General features: G+C 41.6%; 24 protein-coding genes and 2 other annotated features. All 24 genes read left to right on the top strand.

What is annotated here, in order from left to right; translation table 11 throughout:
• The first annotated feature begins 103 nt into the window (after nucleotides 1–103).
• The 24 genes from ACTHOQ_RS07425 (at nucleotide 104) to rpoB (ending at nucleotide 24,125) form a co-directional block, all read left to right on the top strand.
• Nucleotides 104–568 carry a CtsR family transcriptional regulator gene (locus ACTHOQ_RS07425; RefSeq protein ID WP_440495177.1) on the top strand — a complete coding sequence of 155 codons (465 nt, stop codon included), beginning with the start codon at nucleotides 104–106 and terminating at the stop codon, nucleotides 566–568.
• Between the two features lie 12 nt (nucleotides 569–580).
• Nucleotides 581–1,123, top strand: coding sequence for a UvrB/UvrC motif-containing protein (locus ACTHOQ_RS07420; RefSeq protein ID WP_440495176.1), 543 nt, complete (start codon nucleotides 581–583; stop codon nucleotides 1,121–1,123).
• On the top strand, nucleotides 1,120–2,217 hold the full coding sequence (gene mcsB / locus ACTHOQ_RS07415) for a protein-arginine kinase McsB (RefSeq protein WP_440495175.1): 1,098 nt from the start codon (nucleotides 1,120–1,122) through the stop codon (nucleotides 2,215–2,217). Before ACTHOQ_RS07420 ends, mcsB begins: the two co-directional genes overlap by 4 nt.
• Complete coding sequence (locus ACTHOQ_RS07410) at nucleotides 2,214–4,658, top strand: ATP-dependent Clp protease ATP-binding subunit (protein WP_440495174.1); 2,445 nt, start codon at nucleotides 2,214–2,216, stop codon at nucleotides 4,656–4,658. The genes mcsB and ACTHOQ_RS07410 overlap by 4 nt, the downstream gene beginning before the upstream one ends.
• 140 nt (nucleotides 4,659–4,798) lie before the next feature.
• Complete coding sequence (radA, locus tag ACTHOQ_RS07405) at nucleotides 4,799–6,178, top strand: DNA repair protein RadA (protein ID WP_440495173.1); 1,380 nt, start codon at nucleotides 4,799–4,801, stop codon at nucleotides 6,176–6,178.
• A gap of 429 nt (nucleotides 6,179–6,607) precedes the next feature.
• A complete protein-coding gene (locus tag ACTHOQ_RS07400) occupies nucleotides 6,608–7,681 on the top strand; it encodes a PIN/TRAM domain-containing protein (RefSeq protein ID WP_440495172.1) in 1,074 nt (357 codons plus the stop codon).
• Nucleotides 7,682–7,694: 13 nt separating this feature from the next.
• The gene (gene ispD, locus ACTHOQ_RS07395; RefSeq protein ID WP_440495171.1) at nucleotides 7,695–8,384 is read left to right on the top strand and encodes a 2-C-methyl-D-erythritol 4-phosphate cytidylyltransferase; all 690 of its coding nucleotides are present in this window, start codon (nucleotides 7,695–7,697) and stop codon (nucleotides 8,382–8,384) included.
• Nucleotides 8,385–8,507: 123 nt separating this feature from the next.
• Nucleotides 8,508–8,984 carry a 2-C-methyl-D-erythritol 2,4-cyclodiphosphate synthase gene (gene ispF, locus ACTHOQ_RS07390; protein WP_440495170.1) on the top strand — a complete coding sequence of 159 codons (477 nt, stop codon included), beginning with the start codon at nucleotides 8,508–8,510 and terminating at the stop codon, nucleotides 8,982–8,984.
• Nucleotides 8,985–9,187: 203 nt separating this feature from the next.
• Nucleotides 9,188–10,648 carry a glutamate--tRNA ligase gene (gltX, locus tag ACTHOQ_RS07385; RefSeq protein ID WP_440495169.1) on the top strand — a complete coding sequence of 487 codons (1,461 nt, stop codon included), beginning with the start codon at nucleotides 9,188–9,190 and terminating at the stop codon, nucleotides 10,646–10,648.
• A gap of 152 nt (nucleotides 10,649–10,800) precedes the next feature.
• Nucleotides 10,801–11,022: a binding site (T-box leader), on the top strand.
• A 152-nt stretch (nucleotides 11,023–11,174) separates the two neighbouring features.
• The gene (cysE, locus tag ACTHOQ_RS07380) at nucleotides 11,175–11,825 is read left to right on the top strand and encodes a serine O-acetyltransferase (protein WP_440495168.1); all 651 of its coding nucleotides are present in this window, start codon (nucleotides 11,175–11,177) and stop codon (nucleotides 11,823–11,825) included.
• On the top strand, nucleotides 11,822–13,225 hold the full coding sequence (cysS, locus tag ACTHOQ_RS07375) for a cysteine--tRNA ligase (protein WP_440495167.1): 1,404 nt from the start codon (nucleotides 11,822–11,824) through the stop codon (nucleotides 13,223–13,225). Before cysE ends, cysS begins: the two co-directional genes overlap by 4 nt.
• The gene (locus ACTHOQ_RS07370) at nucleotides 13,226–13,639 is read left to right on the top strand and encodes a Mini-ribonuclease 3 (protein ID WP_440495165.1); all 414 of its coding nucleotides are present in this window, start codon (nucleotides 13,226–13,228) and stop codon (nucleotides 13,637–13,639) included. It begins immediately after the preceding gene.
• 137 nt (nucleotides 13,640–13,776) lie between these two features.
• Nucleotides 13,777–14,505, top strand: coding sequence for a 23S rRNA (guanosine(2251)-2'-O)-methyltransferase RlmB (rlmB, locus tag ACTHOQ_RS07365; RefSeq protein ID WP_440495284.1), 729 nt, complete (start codon nucleotides 13,777–13,779; stop codon nucleotides 14,503–14,505).
• Nucleotides 14,506–14,509: 4 nt separating this feature from the next.
• Nucleotides 14,510–15,022 carry an NYN domain-containing protein gene (locus tag ACTHOQ_RS07360; RefSeq protein WP_440495164.1) on the top strand — a complete coding sequence of 171 codons (513 nt, stop codon included), beginning with the start codon at nucleotides 14,510–14,512 and terminating at the stop codon, nucleotides 15,020–15,022.
• A 94-nt stretch (nucleotides 15,023–15,116) separates the two neighbouring features.
• Nucleotides 15,117–15,740 carry an RNA polymerase sporulation sigma factor SigH gene (gene sigH / locus ACTHOQ_RS07355; protein WP_440495283.1) on the top strand — a complete coding sequence of 208 codons (624 nt, stop codon included), beginning with the start codon at nucleotides 15,117–15,119 and terminating at the stop codon, nucleotides 15,738–15,740.
• A 77-nt stretch (nucleotides 15,741–15,817) separates the two neighbouring features.
• The gene (rpmG, locus tag ACTHOQ_RS07350; protein WP_440495281.1) at nucleotides 15,818–15,964 is read left to right on the top strand and encodes a 50S ribosomal protein L33; all 147 of its coding nucleotides are present in this window, start codon (nucleotides 15,818–15,820) and stop codon (nucleotides 15,962–15,964) included.
• 41 nt (nucleotides 15,965–16,005) lie between these two features.
• Entirely contained in the window at nucleotides 16,006–16,191 is a 186-nt protein-coding gene (gene secE, locus ACTHOQ_RS07345; RefSeq protein ID WP_440495163.1) for a preprotein translocase subunit SecE, read from the top strand.
• 158 nt (nucleotides 16,192–16,349) lie between these two features.
• On the top strand, nucleotides 16,350–16,889 hold the full coding sequence (nusG, locus tag ACTHOQ_RS07340; RefSeq protein WP_440495162.1) for a transcription termination/antitermination protein NusG: 540 nt from the start codon (nucleotides 16,350–16,352) through the stop codon (nucleotides 16,887–16,889).
• 179 nt (nucleotides 16,890–17,068) lie between these two features.
• The gene (rplK, locus tag ACTHOQ_RS07335) at nucleotides 17,069–17,494 is read left to right on the top strand and encodes a 50S ribosomal protein L11 (protein ID WP_008406998.1); all 426 of its coding nucleotides are present in this window, start codon (nucleotides 17,069–17,071) and stop codon (nucleotides 17,492–17,494) included.
• A gap of 132 nt (nucleotides 17,495–17,626) precedes the next feature.
• Complete coding sequence (rplA, locus tag ACTHOQ_RS07330; protein ID WP_440495161.1) at nucleotides 17,627–18,325, top strand: 50S ribosomal protein L1; 699 nt, start codon at nucleotides 17,627–17,629, stop codon at nucleotides 18,323–18,325.
• A 75-nt stretch (nucleotides 18,326–18,400) separates the two neighbouring features.
• Nucleotides 18,401–18,546, top strand: a sequence feature (ribosomal protein L10 leader region).
• A gap of 32 nt (nucleotides 18,547–18,578) precedes the next feature.
• On the top strand, nucleotides 18,579–19,079 hold the full coding sequence (gene rplJ, locus ACTHOQ_RS07325) for a 50S ribosomal protein L10 (protein ID WP_440495159.1): 501 nt from the start codon (nucleotides 18,579–18,581) through the stop codon (nucleotides 19,077–19,079).
• Nucleotides 19,080–19,152: 73 nt separating this feature from the next.
• Nucleotides 19,153–19,515 (top strand): 50S ribosomal protein L7/L12, encoded by a 363-nt coding sequence (gene rplL, locus ACTHOQ_RS07320; RefSeq protein ID WP_440495158.1) that lies wholly within the window; start codon nucleotides 19,153–19,155, stop codon nucleotides 19,513–19,515.
• Nucleotides 19,516–19,710: 195 nt separating this feature from the next.
• On the top strand, nucleotides 19,711–20,313 hold the full coding sequence (locus ACTHOQ_RS07315; RefSeq protein WP_440495157.1) for a class I SAM-dependent methyltransferase: 603 nt from the start codon (nucleotides 19,711–19,713) through the stop codon (nucleotides 20,311–20,313).
• A gap of 254 nt (nucleotides 20,314–20,567) precedes the next feature.
• The gene (gene rpoB / locus ACTHOQ_RS07310) at nucleotides 20,568–24,125 is read left to right on the top strand and encodes a DNA-directed RNA polymerase subunit beta (RefSeq protein ID WP_440495156.1); all 3,558 of its coding nucleotides are present in this window, start codon (nucleotides 20,568–20,570) and stop codon (nucleotides 24,123–24,125) included.
• Nucleotides 24,126–24,162 lie beyond the last annotated feature (37 nt).

Genomic DNA, 24,162 nt, shown 5'->3' with positions numbered 1-24,162 from the left:
AGGGAAGCCTTAAGGAAGAGCGATTATTTGCATTTTAAAAATTACTTATTGTATATTTAAGTCAAAGATAGTCAAAGTCAGTTGATAAGAGGTGAGAGACAGCATGAGGAATATATCTGACATAATTGAAGGGTATTTGAAGGAAGTTATTGAATTAGACGGACAAGGACATATTGAAATAAAGCGTAATGAATTAGCGAAGCAATTTGCCTGTGCTCCTTCACAAATCAATTACGTCATAAATACACGTTTCACGACCGAGCATGGTTACTTTGTGGAAAGTAAGCGTGGAGGTGGCGGTTATATTCGGATTTTGCGTGTAACCCTCCACTCGAAGAAAAATTTATTGGACGAAATGAATACGCAAATAGGGAATTCAATTGCACAGACGAATGCAGAACGTATTATTTTTCGATTGTTAGAAGAGGATATTATTACCGAGCGTGAAGCAAGCATTATGAAAGCGGCATTGGACCGCGTCACATTGCAAGTTGGCTTGCCGCTGCGTGACCAGCTTAGAGCGCGCATTATGCAGGCAATGCTGCAAACGATTTCTTTTGAAAAGTAGAGGTGGATAAATATGATATGCGAGCATTGTAAACAGCGCCATGCAAATGTAATGGTTACACAAGTTCACAATGGGCAGAAGGTTGAGCGTCATTATTGTGAAGTATGTGCAACTCAATTTCATCCATTCCAATTTGAAGTGAGTGAAGAACCGACTTCCCTTCAGCAACTTATATCGAATTGGTTCAATTTTGTGCCGACGACCGCAAAAAAGGAAAATGCTACAGCAAGCGCATCCAGTCCAAAAGCATGTCCATCTTGCGGTTTTTCGTACCGCCAGTTTTTAAAGCAAGGCAAATTCGGATGTGGCCAGTGTTACGTAACATTCAGTGAGCAATTACCACAGCTACTCGAGCGGCTTCAAGCAGGTACACAGCATGTAGGCTATGTAGAAGAAGCGCCATCAAACGAAAAAATTGAACAACAAATCAGCGAGCTCCGTGCCTCGATGCAGCAGGCGATTTCTGAGGAACGCTTTGAGGATGCTGCTTCTATACGCGATGAAATACGTGGACTGGAAAATAAAATAAATAAGGAAGGAGAGGGGGACGCATGAATATCGAGCATTTCTTAACGAATGCCAGTCCTAGCTGGATGCAGCATGAAAGCGAATCGGATATCGTCATTAGCACGCGCATTCGGCTTGCTCGTAATATTGCCGATACTCGATTTCCGATTAGTTTTACAGAACAAGAAGCACAAACAGTTGAAGATAAAATGAGGCAGGCCTTATTATCGACGGATGCGAATCTTTATCAATTTTCTTACTTCCAAATAAAAGATATGCCGGTTTTACAACGGCAAATTTTGGTGGAGAAGCATCTCATAAGTCCAAATTTAGCGCGAAGAAAAAAAATTGGTTCGTTTTTCTTAACAAAAGATGAATCCATTAGCATATTAGTAAATGAAGAAGACCATATTCGCATCCAAAGTTTGACCCAAGGCATGAACTTAAAAGAAGCATTTGAAAAGGCAAGGAATGTCGACCGCTATTTAAGTAAGTCGTTAGCATATGCATATGAAGACCGCTACGGCTATTTGACGAGCTGCCCAACAAATGTCGGAACAGGCCTCAGAGCCTCTGTCATGCTCCATCTGCCGGCGCTTACGATGACTAAACAAATGAATGCATTAACACAGATGATGACACGATTAGGAATGGTAGTGCGGGGTATATATGGGGAAGGAAGTGAAAATTTAGGGAATATTTATCAAATATCCAACCAAATCACTTTAGGAAAATCAGAAGAAACAATATTACAGGAGCTTCAAGAGGTCGTGGAGCAAGTAATCCAAAAGGAAAAGCTTGCCCGCAAAAATTTATTAATGCGAGCGCCTTCAATTTTGGAAGACCGTCTAAGTCGCTCACTCGGCACTTTGAAATATGCAAAAATTCTGCCGAGTGAAGAAGCCGCAAGCTGTTTATCGAATGTCCGTCTTGGGGTAAGTTTAGGATTATTGGAATCCATTTCACAGCGTAAATTAAATGAATGCATGCTTTTAATGCAACCCGGGCTCATTCAGCAATATATAGGCACTACATTGCAGCCGGCAGAACGCGATATGTATCGTGCGAAGCTTTTGCAAGATAAGTTAAACGAGCAAGATGAAGCTACAAACAATGGGGAAAAAGGAGAGGATTTTCTATGATGTTTAATCGATTCACACAACGCGCTCAAAAAGTATTACAGCTTGCTCAAGAAGAAGCGATTCGTCTTAAGCATAAAGAAATTGGAACAGAGCATATTTTACTTGGCTTAATTCGTGAAGGAGGCGGAATTGCTGCAAAAGCATTGGAAGCGATCAATATTAGTCCTCAAGTGATCGAATCAGGCATTGAGGAACTAGTAGGAAAAGGTACGGAAGAAGTTGGCCCGATCGTTCATTATACACCGCGTGCGAAAAAGGTAATTGAGCTTTCCTTGGATGAATCACGCAAACTAGGTCATGCATATGTAGGAACAGAGCACATATTATTGGCGTTAATTCGCGAAGGGGAAGGTGTCGCGGCACGAGTGCTTGCAAATACCGGAGTAAGCATTAATAAGGCGCGCCAGCAAGTTTTACTGCTATTAGGGAATAATGATGCCAATAATAGCGGCAATTCAAATATGGCGCAAACTGTAAATACGCCTACGCTTGATAGTTTGGCGCGCGATTTAACAGCGGTAGCGCGAGAAGGCACGCTTGACCCGGTAATCGGCCGATCAAAAGAAATTACACGTGTTGTGGAAGTATTATCCCGCCGCACGAAAAATAACCCAGTTCTAATCGGTGAGCCGGGTGTTGGTAAAACAGCGATTGCCGAAGGATTGGCACAACAAATCATTAACAACGAAGTACCTGAGATACTGCGTGATAAACGCGTAATGACTTTAGATATGGGAACAGTTGTCGCAGGCACGAAATACCGCGGCGAGTTTGAAGATCGTCTGAAAAAAGTGATGGATGAAATACGCCAAGCGGGCAACATCATTTTATTCATCGATGAGCTTCATACATTAATCGGTGCTGGCGGTGCGGAAGGGGCGATTGATGCATCCAATATTTTAAAACCGTCATTAGCGCGGGGCGAACTGCAATGTATCGGTGCGACAACGCTTGATGAGTACCGCAAATATATTGAAAAGGATGCTGCATTAGAGCGTCGTTTCCAGCCGATTCAAGTTGATGAGCCATCTGTTGAAGAGACGATTCAAATTATTAAAGGCTTGCGTGATCGCTATGAAGCACATCACCGTGTGAAAATTTCCGATGAAGCGGTGGAAGCGGCGGCAAAATTATCGGACCGCTACATTTCCGATCGTTTCTTGCCGGATAAGGCGATTGACTTAATTGATGAGGCAGGTTCAAAAGTACGTCTGCGTTCATATACAGTACCGCCTAATTTAAAAGAGCTGGAAGATAAATTAGAAGGCATTAAATCTGAAAAGAATGCCGCTGTTTCCAGCCAGGAATTTGAAAAGGCGGCAGCATTGCGCGATTCGGAGCAAAAGCTGAAACAAGAGCTTGAGCAGCTGAAAAAAGAATGGAAAGAAAAGCAAGGCAAAGAAGAGTCAACTGTACATGTGGATGACATCGCACAAGTTGTCGCGATGTGGACAGGAATTCCTGTTTCAAAAATTGCGCAGGCGGAATCCGCGAAATTATTGAACCTTGAGGAAGAGCTGCATAAGCGCGTAGTCGGTCAAAGTGAAGCTGTAGAAGCAATTTCCCGCGCTATCCGCCGTGCACGCGCAGGATTAAAAGATCCGAAACGCCCAATTGGTTCATTCATCTTCCTTGGTCCTACAGGTGTCGGTAAAACAGAGCTTGCGCGCGCACTTGCCGAAGTAATGTTCGGTGATGAGGATGCGATGATTCGCGTGGATATGTCTGAGTATATGGAGAAACACTCGACTTCGCGTCTAGTCGGTTCCCCTCCAGGCTATGTAGGCTTTGATGATGGTGGACAATTAACGGAAAAAGTTCGCCGTAAACCATATTCAGTTGTCCTGCTTGATGAAATCGAAAAGGCGCATCCAGACGTATTCAACATTTTATTGCAAGTGTTGGAAGATGGACGCTTAACAGATTCGAAAGGGCGTGTCGTAGATTTCCGCAATACGGTTGTTATTATGACATCGAACGTTGGGGCAGATGCGTTGAAATTCCGTAAGCATGTCGGATTTGGTGCGGGTAGTGATGCATCGAAAGATAAAAACATGAAAGGCACAATGCTGGAAGAGCTGAAAAAGGCATTCCGACCAGAGTTCTTAAACCGTATTGATGAAATGATTGTTTTCCACTCACTGGAAAAGGAACATTTAAAAGAAATCGTAGCATTAATGGGCAACTCTTTAACGAAGCGTCTAAAAGAGCAAGATATTGAATTGCAGCTTACAGATGCTGCACTTGAGAAGATTGCAGAGGAAGGCTATGATCCGCAATACGGTGCTCGTCCATTACGTCGTGCATTGCAAAAACATGTGGAAGATCGCCTATCGGAAGAACTGCTGAAAGGTACATTAGACAAATCCCGAACGGTTGTGCTCGATTATGCGAATGATGAGTTTGTTGTACGCACACAGGAAAATGTAACAACAAACTAAACACTATTTGCGAGGTAGGAAAGCTAAATTTCTTACCTCGCTTTTTATATTCACCTAGAAAAGTTCAAGCAAAAAAAAATAGGTGTTTGAAAATGTTTCGTGTACAATAATAGGAACAAACATTCGAAGGAGCTAGCAAAATGGCGAAAAAAAAATCAAAATTTATGTGCAATAGCTGTGGCTATGAAGCGGCAAAATGGATGGGGCGTTGTCCAGGCTGCGGTGAATGGAATACGATGAACGAAGAAGTTGAAATCATTTCGAAAGGTCCCCGCGGCGTGTTCCAGCATTCTTCAACGACAACGAAGGCGACACCGATTATTCAGGTGGAAGTACAAGAGGAAACACGTATCGTCACACAAATGAATGAATTCAACCGTGTACTCGGGGGCGGCATTGTCCCGGGTTCGTTAGTGCTGATAGGGGGAGATCCGGGAATCGGGAAATCCACATTGCTTTTACAAGTATCTGCACTGCTGTCCAATCAAGGGAAGCGTGTTTTATATATTTCGGGCGAGGAATCTGTACGTCAAACGAAGCTGCGTGCGGAACGGTTAGGTGTACAATCACCCGAACTTTATATTTATTCGGAAACAAATTTGGAGTTTTTAAATCAAACGATTGATGAAGTTCAGCCGAAGTTCGTGATTGTCGATTCGATTCAGACGGTACACCATCCGGAAGTGACGAGTGCGCCGGGGAGCGTTTCGCAAGTACGTGAATGTACAGCAGAATTAATGCGTATTGCAAAAACAAAGAATATCGCGATTTTCCTTGTCGGCCACGTAACGAAGGAAGGGCAGATCGCGGGACCGCGCATTTTGGAGCATATGGTGGATACAGTGCTTTATTTTGAAGGGGAACGCCATCATAACCACCGGATTTTACGCAGTCAGAAAAACCGTTTTGGATCCACAAATGAAATTGCGATTTTTGAAATGCTTCATGGCGGGCTGAAGGAAGTATTAAATCCGTCCGAGCTTTTTTTGCAGGAGCGCTCACAAGGTGCACCGGGCTCAACGATTGTTGCGTCAATGGAAGGGACACGCCCCATTCTCGTGGAAATCCAATCGCTCGTAACACCAACAAGCTTTAACTATCCAAAGCGAATGGCAACAGGGGTAGATCAAAACAGAGTTCAGCTTTTAATGGCTGTATTGGAAAAGCGCATGGGGATGATGCTGCAAGCGCAAGATGCGTATATTAAAGTGGCGGGCGGTGTGAAGCTGGACGAGCCGGCCATTGATTTGGCTGTGTTGACAAGCATCGTTTCCAGCTTCAAAGATCAGGCGGTGCGTCCGACAGATTGCTTTATTGGGGAAGTTGGGCTGACGGGGGAGGTTCGCCGTGTATCCCGTATTGAACAGCGTGTTCAGGAAGCGGCGAAGCTAGGGTTTAAACGCGCTTTTATCCCGGCTTCAAATATTGGGGGCTGGGAATTCCCGGCGGATATTCAAGTAGTCGGTGTTGATACAATCAGTGATGCATTGCGGGAATCTTTTCAGGATTTAGGGCGTTAAAAAAATTATTCATCAATGGACTTATTGCCGCATTTAAAGTCGAGATACTATCGCAGTACCGAATAAACTGATCCCGCCCGGAGTAACATCAAAAATTTTTGTTCCTTTCGCCGGGTTCAAAACGCATCTTCCTCTTCTTTAAGGCGCCTTCATATATTATATGAAAATAATATATGAAGCGATGCATTCGATTATTATGTATTGGAATGATTTTGAAGTGACCCGGCAATTATTAAAATTATAAGCTTCCAATTCAATGAAAGAATAAGGTATTACACTAAGATGGAATAAATAAAATTTTTATTAAAATAATTTATTTTATTATGAGGCAAATGATAAAAACCCTTTTTTTTCGCGGTGTACTTTTGGTAGCTGTGCATCGCATGAAAAGAGCTTTATATGTATAATTATTTTATGGAGGTGATACTGTTGTTGAAAAGAGTTATTCAAGTAGCGTTTTTATTTATCGGTGGAGCATTAGGTCTCATTTTCTTACCGCCATTATATGCTTTTATGAATTTATCATCCAATCCGTGGCTTAATAATCCATATTTTAGTGTTGCGATAGGTGCTGCTTTGTTATTCGTATTATCGTTTGCGTTATCCGATTACTTTGTGAAATTGATTACTTGGCTAGAAGAAGTGTTGTTTAAATTACCAGCGGCAGACTTGCTGTTCGGGACGCTCGGTTTGATCGTCGGGCTCTGTGTGGCGACATTAGTCGGCGTAGCTATTAATCAAATGAACATTCCTGTAATTACCGCTGTTGTTCCGGCGATTTTGTCGATCGTCCTTGGATATTTAGGGTTCCGATTAGGATTTAGCAAACGTGATGAGCTTTTGCAAATTTTCACGGGCAAATCATCGAAGAAACGTCTCAATGATGCATCCGGCAAGGAAATCCAAGATCAATATAAATTACTTGATACGAGTGTGATTATTGATGGCCGTATTGCCGATATTTCGGCGACAGGTTTTGTCGAAGGGGTTTTAGTCGTTCCTCAATTCGTGTTGACAGAGCTCCAGCATATTGCGGATTCCTCCGATACGTTGAAACGTACGCGTGGTCGCAGAGGGCTTGATATATTAAAGCGTCTCCAAGATGAACGTGCTTCAAAGGTGCTGATTACGGAAGTTGATTTTGAAGATGTGGCGGAAGTGGACTTAAAACTGGTCCGCCTGGCGAAAAATATGGGTGCGCAAATTTTAACGAATGATTTTAACTTAAATAAAGTTTGCGAATTGCATCGTGTGCAAGTATTAAATATTAACGATTTGGCAAATGCAGTAAAACCGGTCGTTATTCCAGGCGAAGATATGCAAGTCGTTGTTATTAAAGACGGAAAAGAACATAATCAAGGTGTGGCTTATTTGGATGATGGCACGATGATTGTCGTGGAGGGCGGACGTAGCTATATCGGCCAAGCCATTACAGTAACGGTGACAAGTGTTCTGCAAACATCGGCAGGGCGAATGATTTTCGCGAAGCCAAAAGAGGATTAGGAAGTGAAGCATTTTGCGTTATGAAGTCGTTTTGCCGGCAGCAGGCAGCGGAAAGCGGATGGGCGCCGGGCAAAATAAATTATTTTTGAATTTGGCGGATAAGCCTATTTTAGTGCATACACTTCTTGTTTTTGAACAAGATGAAAACTGCACAGGAATTTGGCTTGCAGTAAAAGATGAAGAACGTCCATTTATTCAGTCGCTAATCGAAAACTACAATATTACAAAAGTAAAAGGCTTGCCTACAGGCGGAGAAGAACGTCAGCATTCCGTCCACTCATGCATCAAAGAGATGAATGCAGTGGAAGTTGTGCTTGTCCATGATGCGGCGCGTCCGTTCATTACAACTCCGAAAATTTCGGAGCTCACAAAAGTTGCCCACGAAAAAGGTGCGGCCATTGCAGGTGTGAGAGCAAAGGATACGATGAAGGTTGTGCACAATGGCCTCATTAAAGAGACGGTCGATCGTGAATCTTTATGGATTGTTCAAACACCGCAAGCATTTCGCTATGATCTGCTGGCAGAAGCGGAAGATGTCGCTGAAAAGGTCGGTTTTTTAGGAACGGATGAGGCGATGCTTGTGGAACGTTTAGGGCATGACATCCACATTGTCGAAAGCAGCTACGAAAATATAAAAATGACGACAAAGGAAGATTTAATTTTCGGCGAAGCGATTTTAAAACAACGAAAAACGATTATTTAAACGAAAGCCCTGAAAAATGCGAAAGTTTTTCAAGGCTTTTTTTCGAGAAGTTGATTATACTAAGAATAATGAGATTAGCAGAAAGAAGGTGAAGGCTAGTTTACTTTGTAGGCTAGCATATATATGTTTCGAATTGGACAAGGGTTTGACGTTCATGAATTTGCGGAAGGGCGTCCGTTGATTTTAGGTGGGATTACGATTCCGCACGAGCGCGGCTTAGTAGGCCACTCGGATGCGGATGTGCTTTTACATACAGTGACAGACGCGGCACTAGGAGCGATTGGTGAAGGGGACATCGGACGTCACTTCCCGGATACTGATCCAGAGTGGAAAGATGCGGATTCGGCGAAGCTTCTTGCATATATTTGGGAAATGGTTGAAGAGCGTGGCTATAAGTTAGGGAATGTGGACTGCACAATCATGGCACAACGCCCGAAAATGGCTCCATATATCGGCCAAATGCAAAATCGCATCGCTGAGCTATTGAATGCCGAACCTTCACAAGTAAATGTGAAAGCGACAACGACGGAAAAGTTAGGGTTCGTTGGTCGCGAAGAAGGCATCGCGGCAATGGCGACAATTTTATTAATAAAGGCGTAATTGAGCGTGTGTGTGTCAAATTTCGGCACACACTACTTTTATTTAACCGATTCAAGTGGTAAAATGAGCAAAGTTTAGAAAGACATATGCTGTGTCATGCTAGCACTACATAATGTCCTTTCTTATGCATATAAAAAAATGTATAATTTTTATATGCAAAAAAGGTCGAAATTATTTTAGACGTAAATTTAGGAGGCAATATTATGACGAAACCAGTTCGTGTTCGTTATGCACCATCGCCAACAGGATTTTTACATATCGGTGGCGCACGTACAGCTTTATTCAATTATTTATATGCAAAACATCATAACGGTACTTTTGTAGTGCGTATTGAAGATACAGATATTGAGCGTAATGTAGAGGGTGGCGAAGCTTCTCAATTAGATAATTTACGCTGGTTAGGCATTACACCCGATGAGTCGGTTGATATCGGCGGTCCTTATGCGCCTTACCGTCAAATGGAGCGTTTGGATATTTATAAAGAGCATGCAGAAAAAATGCTGGAAGCCGACAAAGCGTATAAATGTTTCTGTACTTCGGAAGAGCTTGAAGCTTCACGCGAAAAACAAAAGGCACAAGGCGTTGCGGCACCTGCATATGATGGTAAATGCCGTCATTTAACAGCTGAGGAAGTTGCTGAAAAAGAAGCTGCTGGTATCCCTCACACAATTCGTATGCGTGTTCCTGAAAATGTTACGTATCAGTTCACTGATCTAGTTCGCGGTGAAGTATCGTTCGATTCAAAAGATATTGGCGATTGGGTACTTGTAAAAGCAAACGGTATCCCGACTTACAATTATGCGGTAGTGCTGGATGATCACTTCATGGAAATTACACATGTATTCCGTGGGGAAGAGCATTTATCAAACACACCAAAACAAATGATGATCTTTGACGCATTCGGATGGGAATATCCGCAATATGGCCATATGACATTAATCGTAAATGAAGAGCGTAAAAAATTATCAAAACGTGATGAGTCAATCATCCAGTTCGTTACACAATACAAGGACCTAGGCTACTTACCGGAAGCGATGTTTAACTTCTTTGCATTACTTGGCTGGTCACCTGAGGGAGAAGAAGAAATCTTCTCACATGACGAATTTATAAAGCTGTTTGATGAAAAACGCTTGTCGAAATCACCGTCAATGTTCGATAAAACAAAACTAACGTGGATGAATAACCAATATATTAAAAAAATGTCTCATGAAGAGGTAGTTGCTTTAGCATTGCCACATTTACAAAAAGCAGGTTTACTTCCAGAAGAGTTATCGGAAGAGCAACATGCATGGGCTTCTGATTTAATCGCTCTTTACCATGAGCAAATGAGTTTCGGGGCAGAAATTGTAGAACTATCGAGCCTATTCTTTACGGAGGAAATTGCATATGATGAGGAAGCGAAAGAAGTGCTTGCCGGCGAAACAGTTCCGGCGGTAATGGCTTCATTCAAAGCACAATTAGAAGCTTTAGAATCATTTGATGCTGATTCCATCAAGGCTGCGATTAAGGCAGTGCAAAAGGATACGGGCGCAAAAGGCAAAAACTTATTTATGCCAATCCGTGTTGTCACAACAGGCCAAACACATGGTCCGGAATTACCGAATGCGATTGTCTTAATCGGCAAGGATAAAACAATTGCCCGTGTAGAGAAGTTTGCAAAGTAATAATCAAATGCCATTTAATTTGAGTTTGGCTTGGCAGCAAGGGAATAAACTGTTTTCAGGATGGGGCGAAGTATGTTACCGCCATTTTCGGTTAAACAAAAATATTGATTTTTCAGAAAATAACTGTAAAATGTATTTAAATCGTATATAGCGTTAGCGCGTTGAGAAGGAGAAGTATGTGGCGCATACCTTTTAGAGAGGATCATCACCGGCTGAAAGTGATCCAGGTCAAAGCAAAACGGAAATGCACCTTCGAGTATTTAATTGAAACTTTAGTAGGTTAAATCGGTTTGTCCCCGTTAGCGGACTTTCAAGCGGAAAAAGTATTCATGCTTTTTCAACCAGAGTGGAACCGCGCGTAAAGCGTCTCTGTCATCTTATACAGGTGATGGAGACGCTTTTTTTCGTCGAAGATAAATGGAATTTTCGTTTCGGATAACTTAGAGCCGCTGTGTATATGAACTATGAACGGGGCTTTAGTGCATTTGCTCATATTTGAATGGCGGCAAAAAGGGGAGGTAAAAACATGTTGAAAAGAATAAAAGAAGATATCGATAATATTTTTGAAAATGACCCGGCGGCAAGAAGTGTATTTGAAGTGGTATTAACATATTCGGGTTTACATGCGATTTGGTCGCATCGCATTGCCCATTGGTTTTTTAAACGGAGATTTTTCTTTATTGCACGGGCGATTTCGCAAATTAGCCGTTTCTTTACAGGTATTGAAATTCACCCGGGCGCAAAAATCGGCCGTCGCTTTTTCATTGATCATGGCATGGGAGTTGTCATCGGCGAAACATGCGAAATTGGAAATGATGTGACGTTATATCAAGGTGTGACACTAGGTGGTACAGGGAAAGAAAAAGGTAAGCGTCACCCGACTTTGGAAGATGGCGTATTGGTGGCAACAGGGGCAAAAGTGCTCGGCTCGATAACGGTTGGCGCAAACAGTAAAATTGGCGCGGGCTCCGTCGTCCTAAAAGAAGTTCCGCCGAATGCAACTGTTGTAGGCATTCCGGGCAAGGTCGTTATGATTGACGGTATTCGCACAGAAGCGAAAAAGTTGGATCACCAAAATATCCCGGACCCAGTTGGTGACCGCTGTGATCTATTGGAAAAAACAATTGAACAATTACAACAGGAAATTGCACACTTAAAAAAGGAGCAGGCAAAATGAGCATTCAAATTTTTAATTCATTGACGAGACAAAAAGAGCCTTTTATTCCACAGGAGGAAGGCAAAGTGAAAATGTATGTATGCGGACCGACTGTATACAATTACATCCATATCGGAAATTCACGACCGGTTATCGTCTATGATACGGTACGTCGCTATTTGCAATATGCGGGCTATGAAGTGAATTTCGTTTCGAATTTTACCGATGTTGACGACAAAATTATTAAAGCGGCAAATGAACTCGGAGAAGATACATCTGTATTAACTGAGCGTTTTATTGCAGCTTATTTTGAGGATATTACGGCACTGGGATGCAAAAAAGCAGATGCGCATCCACGTGTAACAGAGCATATGGGTGACATTATCGAATTTATTAAGGTGCTAATCGATAAAGGTTTTGCATATGAATCTCAAGGCGATGTTTATTATCGCACACGTAAATTCGATGGCTACGGAAAGCTAAGCCACCAATCGATTGATGATTTAAAGGTAGGGGCACGCATCGAAGCGGGCGAGAAAAAGGAAGACCCGCTAGACTTTGCGTTATGGAAAGCTGCAAAACCAGGTGAAGTAAAGTGGAGTTCGCCTTGGGGAGAAGGTCGTCCAGGATGGCATATTGAGTGTTCTGTTATGGCGCGAGAGCATTTAGGTGATACAATCGATATTCACGCAGGCGGGCAAGATTTAACATTCCCTCACCATGAAAATGAAATAGCCCAATCAGAGGCGCATAATGATAAAACGTTTGCGCGCTATTGGATGCATAACGGATATATTAATATCGATAATGAAAAAATGTCGAAGTCGCTTGGCAATTTTATATTAGTGCATGATATCCGCCAGCAAATCGACCCGCAAGTATTGCGTTTCTTTATGTTGTCAGTACATTATCGCCATCCGATCAACTTCGCGCAGGATTTAGTGGAGGCTGCAAAAAACGGACTGGAGCGCATTCGTACATCTTATGCAAATGTCGAGCACCGTTTTGCATCATCGGCAAGCCTGGCTGATAATAGCGAGGAATGGCTGCAAAAAATCGATCAGGCGAAAGTTGATTTTGAAAATGCGATGAATGATGATTTTAATACGGCAAATGCGATTTCGGTACTATTTGAGCTATCACGCATTGCGAATATTTATTTAAACGAAACGAATACAGATAAAGTAGTGCTGCAAGCAATTTTGAATATGTTTGATACAATTGGGGAAGTATTGGGAATCCATGTGAAAGTTGAAACGGTCCTGCTTGATGAAGAAATTGAGGCATTGATCGAAGAACGTAATCAAGCACGCAAAAATCGCGATTTCGCACGTTCAGATGAAATCCGCGATCAATTGCTAGGCATGGACATTGTGTTGGAAGATACTCGTCAGGGAACACGCTGGAAACGAGGACAATAAATGCAAAACTTGACACCCCATGAAGTAATACAGCTAAATGCATTGGCGCTCGCTTATATGGGCGACGCCGTGCTGGAACAAAGAATTCGGGAACATTTAATTTTATCGGGCCGGGCAAAGCCCAATACACTGCATAAAGAAGCGACAAAATATGTTTCGGCAAAGTCCCAGTCGCATATTGTGCATCGCATGATTGAGGAAAACTATTTAACAGAAGAGGAGCAAGCGGTTTTTCGCAGAGGACGCAATGCGAAATCCGGTTCCGTTCCAAAAAATACAGATGTGCGCACATATCGGAACAGCTCAGGTTTTGAAGCGGTTTTAGGCTTTTTATTTTTAAGTAAAGAGCATCATCGCGCAAATGAAATTATTGATTATGCAATCGAAATTGTAGAACAATCAAAAGGAGTGTAACTATGGCAGAGAGAAGACAGCAAAATCGTAAGCCGCGAGATTACAAAGTCCGCGATAAAAAAGCAGACACTTATAAAGCTCACGATAAAAAACAACAAGAAAAACCGCAATCTGCCCAAGAAGAAGTCTCAGGAGAAATGATTGCAGGGAAAAATCCGGTATTGGAAGCGCTTCGTTCAGGCCGCGAAATTAACAAGCTATGGATTGCGGAAGGTGTAAAAAAAACAGGTGTGCAGGAATTGATGGACTTGGCAAAAGAGCAGGGCGTATTAGTCCAATTTGTACCGAAACAAAAAATTGATAAATTAGCGGAAAACCACCAGGGGATAGTCGCATCTGTGGCAGCTTACGACTATGCACAGCTCGACGATTTATTCGATGTAGCCAAGGCAAAAAATGAAGATCCTTTTTTCCTGATTTTAGATGAACTGGAAGATCCGCATAACTTAGGTTCCATTATGCGTACAGCAGATGCGATTGGTGCACATGGTATCATCATTCCGAAGCGCCGGGCAGTTGGTTTAACGGCTGTTGTAGCGAAAGCTTCCACAGGCGCAATCGAACATGTGCCGGTTGTACGTGTGACAAATCTGGCACAAACGGTGGATGAGCTAAAAGACCACGGTGTATGGATTGCGGGAACAGATGCAAAAGGTTCGGCAGATTATCGTAAAATGGATGCAACATTGCCGCTCGCATTAATTATTGGTAGTGAAGGTAAAGGAATGAGCCGTCTTTTAAAAGATAAATGTGATTTCTTATATCACTTACCGATGATTGGTCATGTTACATCATTGAATGCTTCCGTAGCAGCGGCACTGCTTATGTATGAAGTGTACCGTAAACGACAAGAAGCTAACGGATGAGGACATGCAGAACATTTTGCTAGTAGACGGCTATAACATGATTGGCGCATGGAGTGAGCTGCGTCCTTTGCGCGATCCGCACTTTGAAGATGCGCGTGATCGACTAATCGAAAGAATGGCAGAATATAAAGCACATACAGGCTGGCGTGTTATAGTTGTATTTGACGCGCATCTTGTACCGGGCACAGAGCAGCTTTATATTCAGCATGCTGTGGAAGTTCTTTATACGCGCAAAAACGAAACAGCAGATGAGCGCATCGAAAAACTATCGACCGAATTGAAAGGGCGGAAAGTCCAAATACATGTCGCAACTTCGGATATGACCGAGCAAAACGTCGTATTTGGTCATGGCGCTTTAAGGAAATCCGCGCGCGAGCTTGAAATTGAAATGCAGATTATCCAATCGAAAATTTCATCAAAAGTAAAAGAAACTACTAACGAAAAACCAGTCTCAAGAATTAAGTTATCAAAAGAAGTAGAACTGCAATTTGAAAAATGGAGAAGGGGGCTTAAGTAATCGTTTGCCCGCAATTTCCAATTAAGTTATACTATTCCTAATGATTCTAGCGTAGCTGAGGTGATTTTCATTGCTTAAAAGTGAGAAGTTACAAATGGTACTGCATTTTGAACATTTGACAGATGAAGAGCTTGTAGAGCAAGTGCATCTAGGCAATACAGATGCGTTAGATTTTTTGATTTCAAAATACCGACTGTTCGTCAAGGCTAAAGCGCGGTCGTATTTTCTGGTCGGTGCCGACAAAGAAGATATTATTCAAGAAGGCATGATTGGTTTATATAAGGCGATCCGCGATTTCAAAGAGGATAAGCTTGCTTCATTTCGCGCATTTGCCGAACTTTGCATTACAAGGCAAATTATTACGGCGATTAAGACCGCTACACGTCAGAAGCATATTCCGCTAAATTCCTATGTATCGCTGGACAAGCCTATTTATGATGAAGAATCTGAGCGTACGTTGATGGATATTATTACGAGTCCGATTTCCGACGATCCGGAATATTTGATGATTAACCGTGAAGATTACACTTATCTAGAACAAAAGATGGGTGAAGTATTAAGCGAACTAGAACAGCAAGTGTTAGTCCGCTATCTTGAGGGACAATCCTATAATGAAATTTCCGAAGAATTGAATCGCCATGTGAAATCCATTGATAATGCACTGCAGCGTGTGAAGCGGAAATTAGAACGGCATCTTGAACTGAAAGAAATGACTTAAACACTGTGAACCTTTGTTGACAGTGGGAAATTTAGGTGTTAGTCTTTAAAGGACAAACTGCCGAAAAGGTGATAAGCATGGCAAAGAAAGTCGTTTTAAGCTGTGAAAAATGCGGTTCAAGAAACTACAGCGCCCCGAAAAAAGAAGGAGCGGCTGAGCGTTTAGAATTGAAAAAATTTTGTTCACACTGCAATGAGCATACAATGCATAAACAAACGTTATAAATGAAATATAGATTAATTTGTTGTTCGGAGGTTAGGCAAAGATGAGTAAAGTAACAAACTTTTTACAAGAAGTCGGCTCGGAAATGCGCAAAACAAGCTGGCCAAAAAGTAAAGAGTTAACGAAATATACGATAGTAGTAGTTTCAACAGTTATCGTGATGGCGTTATTCTTTACAGTTATAGATTTAGGAATTTCAGAATTATTCCGTTGGTTCTTGTCTCTATAAGCAATATCATGTTAATATTTCGAAATAGCCCGTCCATGCCATATAACGGGTTTTTTCATTTGTTTGAAATGTATAGATTGTTGAATTTTTGTGAATAGGGAATAATGTCCTTAACACATTTTATGTAAAGGAGGGACGGACGATTTAGTCCTACCTATATGGAGAAAAATTGGTATGTAGTTCATACGTATTCTGGTTACGAAAATCGGGTAAAAGCGAATCTTGAAAAACGTGTTGAAACAATGGGAATGCAAGATAAAATTTTCCGTGTAATCGTAGCAGAGCATGAAGAAATCGACGTAAAAGAAGACGGCAAGAAAAAAGCGGTAATGCGTAAAATATTCCCCGGCTACGTTTTAGTTGAATTGATTATGACAGACGACGCTTGGTATGTCGTTCGAAATACTCCGGGTGTTACAGGGTTTATCGGGTCTTCAGGCGGCGGCGTAAAACCGACGCCATTATTGCCGGAAGAAGCGGAACGTCTGCTTGCACAAATGGGAATGAACGAAGCGCAATTAGGTGAGGTCGAAATTTCGGTTGGTGAAGTTGTGGAAGTTCTTGAAGGACCATTCGCACACTTCCAAGGCCGTGTGGAAGAAGTGGATACCGACAAAGCAAAACTAAAAGTTCTTGTAGATATGTTCGGCCGCGAAACAGTTATGGAGCTAGACTTTAACCAAGTTCAAAAAATATAGAATTATTTATACTTGATTAAGCATTTTAAAAGTGTTATCATTTCATAGGTCAGACTGTCAAAAAAATGACGTGTGATTCTAATTAGTTTTAATGTTATCGGCAAGTTAGCTGACGAACAGATATTTGAGTGGGAGGGGCAACCCAATTACCACATCACGGACTTAAGGAGGTGTGTCTCGTGGCTAAAAAAGTTATTAAAGTTGTAAAACTTCAAATCCCTGCTGGTAAAGCAAACCCAGCACCACCGGTTGGTCCTGCATTAGGTCAAGCAGGTGTAAACATCATGGGATTCTGTAAAGAATTTAACGCTCGTACTGCTGATCAAGCTGGTCTTATCATTCCAGTAGAAATCTCAGTATTCGAAGACCGTTCATTCACTTTCATTACTAAAACTCCACCTGCAGCAGTATTACTTAAAGTAGCAGCTGGTATCCAATCTGGATCAGGTGAACCAAACCGTAAGAAAGTTGCAACGGTTAAACGTGATAAAGTTCGCGAAATCGCTGAACAAAAAATGCCAGACCTTAACGCTGCTTCAGTTGAAGCTGCTATGTTAATGGTTGAAGGTACTGCACGAAGCATGGGTATTACAATCGAAGATTAATCCCATCTTCACACTTGATGATGTTTTTGTTTTTGGAAGGTTGCTGCGCTCGGATAGTCAATTTGAAGAGTGCGCAACCTTTATTCGTGGGAGGTCAAATCCGTTACAACCACAATCAAGGAGGAAATTATAATGGCTAAAAAAGGTAAAAAACTGCAAGATGCAGCTAAATTAATCGATCGCGCTACTTTATATTCTGTAGAAGAAGCAGTAGCTTTAGCGCAAAAAACATCTACAGTCAACTTCGATGCAACTGTAGAAGTAGCATTCAAATTAGGTATCGATACTCGTAAAAATGACCAACAAATCCGTGGTGCGGTAGTATTGCCACACGGTACTGGTAAAACTCAACGCGTATTAGTTTTCGCTAAAGGCGAAAAACTTAAAGAAGCGGAAGCTGCTGGCGCTGACTATGTAGGCGATGCAGAATACATCCAAAAAATCCAACAAGGTTGGTTTGATTTCGATGTAATCGTTGCAACTCCTGACATGATGGGTGAAGTTGGTAAATTAGGTCGTGTATTAGGTCCTAAAGGTTTAATGCCAAACCCTAAAACAGGCACAGTTACATTTGACGTAACAAAAGCAATCGAAGAAATCAAAGCTGGTAAAGTAGAATACCGTGCTGAAAAGTCTGGTATCATCCACGCTCCAATCGGTAAAGTTTCTTTCGATACAGAAAAATTAGTAGAAAACTTCTTAGCTGTATTTGAAGTAGTTCAAAAAGCTAAGCCAGCTGCAGCAAAAGGTACTTACATGAAGTCTGTAAACGTTACAACTACAATGGGCCCTGCTGTAAAAGTTGACGCTGCTAACGTTACAATCAAGTAATTTCCGATTTTTTTTAAAATCGTAAAATAAAATTTGTTGACAACACGCCCCTTACTTGGTAAGATGAGTGCTGTTGTGAATCATCCATTTGTACCGTAGACAGTAGGAGTGCCATATGCACTTAATATTCCTACCGAGGACATAGGAGTTCGGATTCTTTTTAAGATGATGTACTTTCAGCCTCTATGTCTATTTTGATGTAGAGGCTTTTCTTTGTCGGTATAAATGACTCATTCTAATAGGAGGTGTCATCATGAGCAAAGCAATCGAATCTAAAAAAGTTCAAGTTCAAGAAATCGCTGACAAATTCTCAGCTGCTGCATCTGTAGTAGTAGTAGATTACCGTGGTTTAACTGTAGCGCAAGTAACAGAATTACGTAAGCAATTACGTGAAGCTGGTGTAGAGTTCAAAGTTTACAAAAATACTTTATCTCGCCGTGCTGCCGAAACTGCTGGTTTAGAAGGAATCAATGAATTCTTAACTGGTCCAAATGCTATCGCATTCTCTAACGAGGACGTAGTAGCTCCAGCTAAAATCATCAACGAATTCGCTAAGAAAAACGAAGCGTTAGAAATTAAAGCTGGTATCATTGAAGGTACTGTGGCATCAGTTGAAGACGTTAAAGCTCTTGCAGAACTTCCATCACGCGAAGGTCTATTATCAATGCTTTTATCTGTACTTCAAGCTCCAGTGCGCAACTTCGCACTTGCAACAAAAGCAGTTGCAGAACAAAAAGAAGAGCAAGGTGCTTAATATTAGCCTCTTAACTTCAACAATCAGGCAAATCGCCTAAAACTAATAAAACATTCCATAGGAGGAAATTAAAATGAACAAAGAGCAAATCTTAGAAGCTATCAAAGCTATGACAGTTCTAGAATTAAACGATTTAGTAAAAGCAATCGAAGAAGAATTCGGTGTAACAGCTGCTGCTCCAGTAGCAGTAGTTGCTGGTGGTGCTGCTGGCGCTGCTGAAGAAAAAACTGAGTTTGATGTAGTATTAGCTTCTGCTGGTGCAGAAAAAATCAAAGTAATCAAAGTGGTTCGTGAAATCACTGGTTTAGGTTTAAAAGAAGCTAAAGAGGTTGTTGACAACGCTCCTAAAGCTCTTAAAGAAGGCGTTTCTAAAGATGAAGCTGAAGAAATCAAGTCTAAACTTGAAGAAGTTGGCGCTTCAGTAGAAGTTAAATAATTTCAGTTTAACTTTAATGGCTAAGTTTCGCGCTTAGTTTAATAAGGTAAGCTCGTCACAATTTTGCGGCGGGCTTTTCTTTATTTCAAATTCTTTAGTCGATAAGAAAGTATAATTTTTTAGAAAATCCATATAAAAAGGACATCATTTCGCGCTGATTGGCGCAAAATGCGTTTTTCTAAGGAGGCGTGTCGCATGTCTGAACATTATTATTCAAATAAGCCTCAAACTGAGAGTAAACCACGCCAATGGAAATTTACTTTATTAGGCAATACATTTACGTTCGAAACGGATGCGGGTGTATTCAGTAAAAGCGAAGTAGATTTTGGTTCCCGTGTGTTAATTGATGTGTTTGAAATGCCTGAAATTGAAGGTGTTTTACTTGATGTTGGCTGTGGCTATGGACCAATCGGATTGTCGGTTGCAAAAAACAACCCTGATCGTGAAGTATTTATGATGGACATTAATTCACGCGCAGTTAGTTTGTCTCAAAAAAATGCCCAACTAAACGGGGTTCAAAATGTACGTATTTTTGAAAGCGATGGGTTAGATGCCGTAGAAGCTGGAACTAAAGTAGCTGCAGTATTAACAAATCCGCCAATTCGTGCTGGCAAAGAAACGATTTTTAAATTTTATGATAGTGCATATGAATTGTTGGAGGAAAATGGTGAGCTATGGATTGTTATTCAGAAAAAGCAGGGTGCGCCATCAACAATGAGTCATTTAGAAGGAATGTTTTCAGAAGTAGAGATTGTGGAGAAGAAAAAAGGATATTGGATCATCCGTGCAAAAAAATAAGTAAGATCTGTATCAAATATTGACTTGACAAATCGAGTATGATAACATTATAAAATGCAAAATTATTATTTTGAGGTAGTATGCCCTTTTGCATAAATTAAACAAATTTACGGGTATACTTACTAAGAATAAGTTAAGTTTAACCGAAAATGAGATCTTATAAAAAGTCTCGTTTTCTTTTTGTCTTTCGAAATCATACACTATTTGTAAGGTTTTGCAAAGACCTATTATCGCTTTATTGAGGGGTGAATGAGTTGACAGGTCAACTAGTTCAGTACGGACAACACCGCCAGCGTAGAAGCTTTGCGCGTATTAGTGAGGTGCTGGAACTTCCGAATTTAATCGAAATCCAAACAGCATCTTATGAGTGGTTCCTTGAAGAAGGATTGCGCGAGATGTTCCACGACATTTCTCCAATCGAAGATTTTACAGGTAATCTTTCATTAGAATTCGTCGACTATACTTTAGGAGAGCCTAAATATGATGTGGATGAATGTAAAGAACGTGACGTAACTTACGCTGCGCCATTGCGTGTGAAAGTACGTTTGCACAACAAAGAAACAAACGAAGTAAAAGAGCAAGATGTCTTTATGGGCGATTTCCCATTAATGACAGAGACAGGCACGTTTATTATTAACGGTGCTGAGCGTGTTATCGTTTCTCAGTTAGTTCGTTCTCCGAGTGTATACTTCCACGAAAAAACGGATAAAAACGGTAAAAAGGGCTTTGGTGCAACCGTTATTCCTAACCGTGGCGCATGGCTGGAATATGAAACAGATGCAAAAGATGTCGTTTATGTACGAATCGATCGCACACGTAAATTACCAGTTACAGTGCTGTTACGTGCATTAGGCTTCGGCTCGGACCAAGAAATTTTAGATATCATTGGCGACAATGAATATTTACGTAATACGTTAGAGAAGGATAACACAGAAGGCACTGAAAAGGCGCTTCTTGAAATCTATGAACGTTTACGTCCAGGTGAACCGCCAACAGTTGAATCTGCGAAGAACTTATTATATTCTCGCTTCTTTGATGCAAAACGCTATGATTTAGCGAATGTTGGCCGTTACAAAATGAATAAAAAGCTTCACATTAAAAATCGTTTATTCAACCAAACGATTGCAGAGACGCTTGTAGATCCTGATACAGGGGAAATTATCGTAGAAGCGGGTACATTGTTGGATCGTCGCAATTTAGATAAGTTAATCCCTTATTTGGAAAGCGGTGTTGGATTCCGTACGTTAAACCAAGTTGGTGGCGTACTAGAGGATGATATTACAATCCAATCAATCAAAATTTACGCCCCAAATGATGAAGCGCAAAAAGAAATCAATGTTATTTCCAACGCTTATGTAGAAGAGGAAGTAAAAAATATTACACCAGCTGATGTTTTAGCTTCTGTTTCGTACTTCTTCAATTTATTATATGACGTAGGTAACACAGATGATATTGACCATTTAGGAAACCGTCGTTTACGTTCTGTTGGCGAATTATTGCAAAACCAGTTCCGTATCGGTTTGTCCCGTATGGAGCGTGTCGTACGTGAACGTATGTCAATTAATGATACAGCGGCTATCGTACCACAGCAATTAATCAATATCCGTCCAGTTATCGCATCAATTAAAGAGTTCTTTGGCAGTTCTCAATTATCTCAATTCATGGACCAAACAAACCCATTAGCAGAGTTGACGCACAAACGCCGTCTATCTGCATTAGGACCCGGTGGTTTAACACGTGAGCGCGCAGGTATGGAAGTACGTGACGTTCACTACTCACACTATGGCCGTATGTGTCCGATTGAGACGCCGGAGGGACCAAACATTGGTCTGATTAACTCATTATCTTCATTCGCAAAAGTTAATAAATTCGGATTCATTGAAACACCGTACCGCCGTGTTGATCCAAATACGGGTACCGTAACAGATGAGATTCACTATTTGACTGCGGACGAGGAAGATAACTATGTAGTGGCACAAGCGAACTCTGAGTTAAATGATGATGGCACATTCGCAAAGGAAGAAATCGTAGGACGTTTCCGCGGCGATAACACAGTATTTAGCAAAGACCGCATCGACTACATGGATGTATCTCCGAAGCAAGTAGTATCTGCTGCCACTGCATGTATCCCGTTCTTGGAAAACGACGACTCAAACCGTGCGTTAATGGGAGCGAACATGCAACGTCAAGCTGTTCCATTACTATATCCAAATGCACCATTTGTCGGTACAGGTATGGAGCATGTGGACGCGCGTGATTCAGGTGCTGCTGTCGTAGCAAAGTATGATGGAATCGTAGAGCATGTGGAAGCACGTTCAATTCACGTACGTCGTATTGAATTAGTAGATGGCAAAGAAGTTAAGGGCGACTTAACGAAATATAAACTGCAAAAATTCATTCGTTCAAACCAAGGTACATCTTATAACCAGCGCCCAATCGTAAAAGTTGGTGACCGTGTAAAACCTCGTGATATTTTAGCTGATGGTCCATCTATGGAAAAAGGCGAATTAGCACTTGGTCAAAACGTACTTGTTGCGTTCATGACATGGGACGGCTTCAACTACGAGGATGCTGTAATTATGAGCGAACGCCTTGTTAAAGACGATGTATATACTTCTGTTCATATTGAAGAATATGAATCGGAGTCTCGTGATACGAAGCTTGGACCTGAAGAAATCACTCGTGATATTCCAAACGTAGGTGAAGATGCACTTCGTAACCTGGACGACCGCGGAATTATCCGTATCGGTGCAGAAGTTCGCGATGGTGACATTCTAGTAGGTAAAGTTACGCCTAAAGGGGTTACAGAGTTAACTGCGGAAGAGCGTTTATTACATGCTATCTTCGGTGAAAAGGCGCGTGAAGTACGTGATACGTCTCTACGCGTACCACACGGTGCTGGCGGTATCATTTTAGATGTAAAAGTATTCAACCGTGAAGACGGCGATGAATTACCACCAGGTGTAAACCAGTTAGTTCGTGCTTATATTGTTCAAAAACGTAAAATCCGCGTTGGTGACAAAATGGCCGGACGTCACGGGAACAAAGGTGTAATTTCACGCATTTTACCAGAGGAAGATATGCCATTTATGCCGGATGGAACACCAGTAGATATCATGCTTAACCCACTGGGCGTACCTTCCCGTATGAACATCGGACAAGTTTTAGAGCTTCATTTAGGTATGGCTGCACGCTATTTGGGCGTACACATGGCTACACCAGTATTTGACGGAGCGAACGAAGAAGATGTTTGGGAAACGATGGAAGAAGCTGGTATGAACCGTGATGGTAAAACAATCCTTTATGATGGACGTTCAGGTGAACCGTTCGACAGCCGCGTTTCCGTTGGTATCATGTATATGATTAAGTTAGCGCACATGGTTGACGACAAACTTCATGCACGTTCAACGGGACCTTATTCATTAGTAACGCAGCAGCCACTTGGTGGTAAAGCGCAATTCGGCGGTCAGCGTTTCGGTGAGATGGAAGTTTGGGCACTTGAAGCGTACGGTGCTGCTTACACGTTACAAGAGATTTTAACAGTAAAATCCGATGACGTTGTAGGTCGTGTGAAAACATACGAAGCAATCGTAAAAGGTGAAAGTGTTCCAGAGCCAGGCGTTCCAGAATCATTCAAAGTATTAATTAAAGAACTTCAATCATTAGGTATGGATGTGAAGATGCTTACAATCAATGACGAGGAAGTGGAATTACGCGACCTTGACGATGAGGAAGAAGTAGCTGCACCAGTTTCAGAAATGGAACGCCCTTCTAGTGATAAAGAAGAAGACCCAGTAGAATCATTTGAATAATTTCAAATTGAATCGGGCAGGTATATGCCCTGCCCGA

This window comes from Solibacillus silvestris (assembly GCF_051967575.1).
Taxonomy (GTDB): domain Bacteria; phylum Bacillota; class Bacilli; order Bacillales_A; family Planococcaceae; genus Solibacillus; species Solibacillus silvestris_B.
Note: the sequence above shows the minus strand (reverse complement) of the source record. Positions and strands in the feature narration are given on the sequence as shown.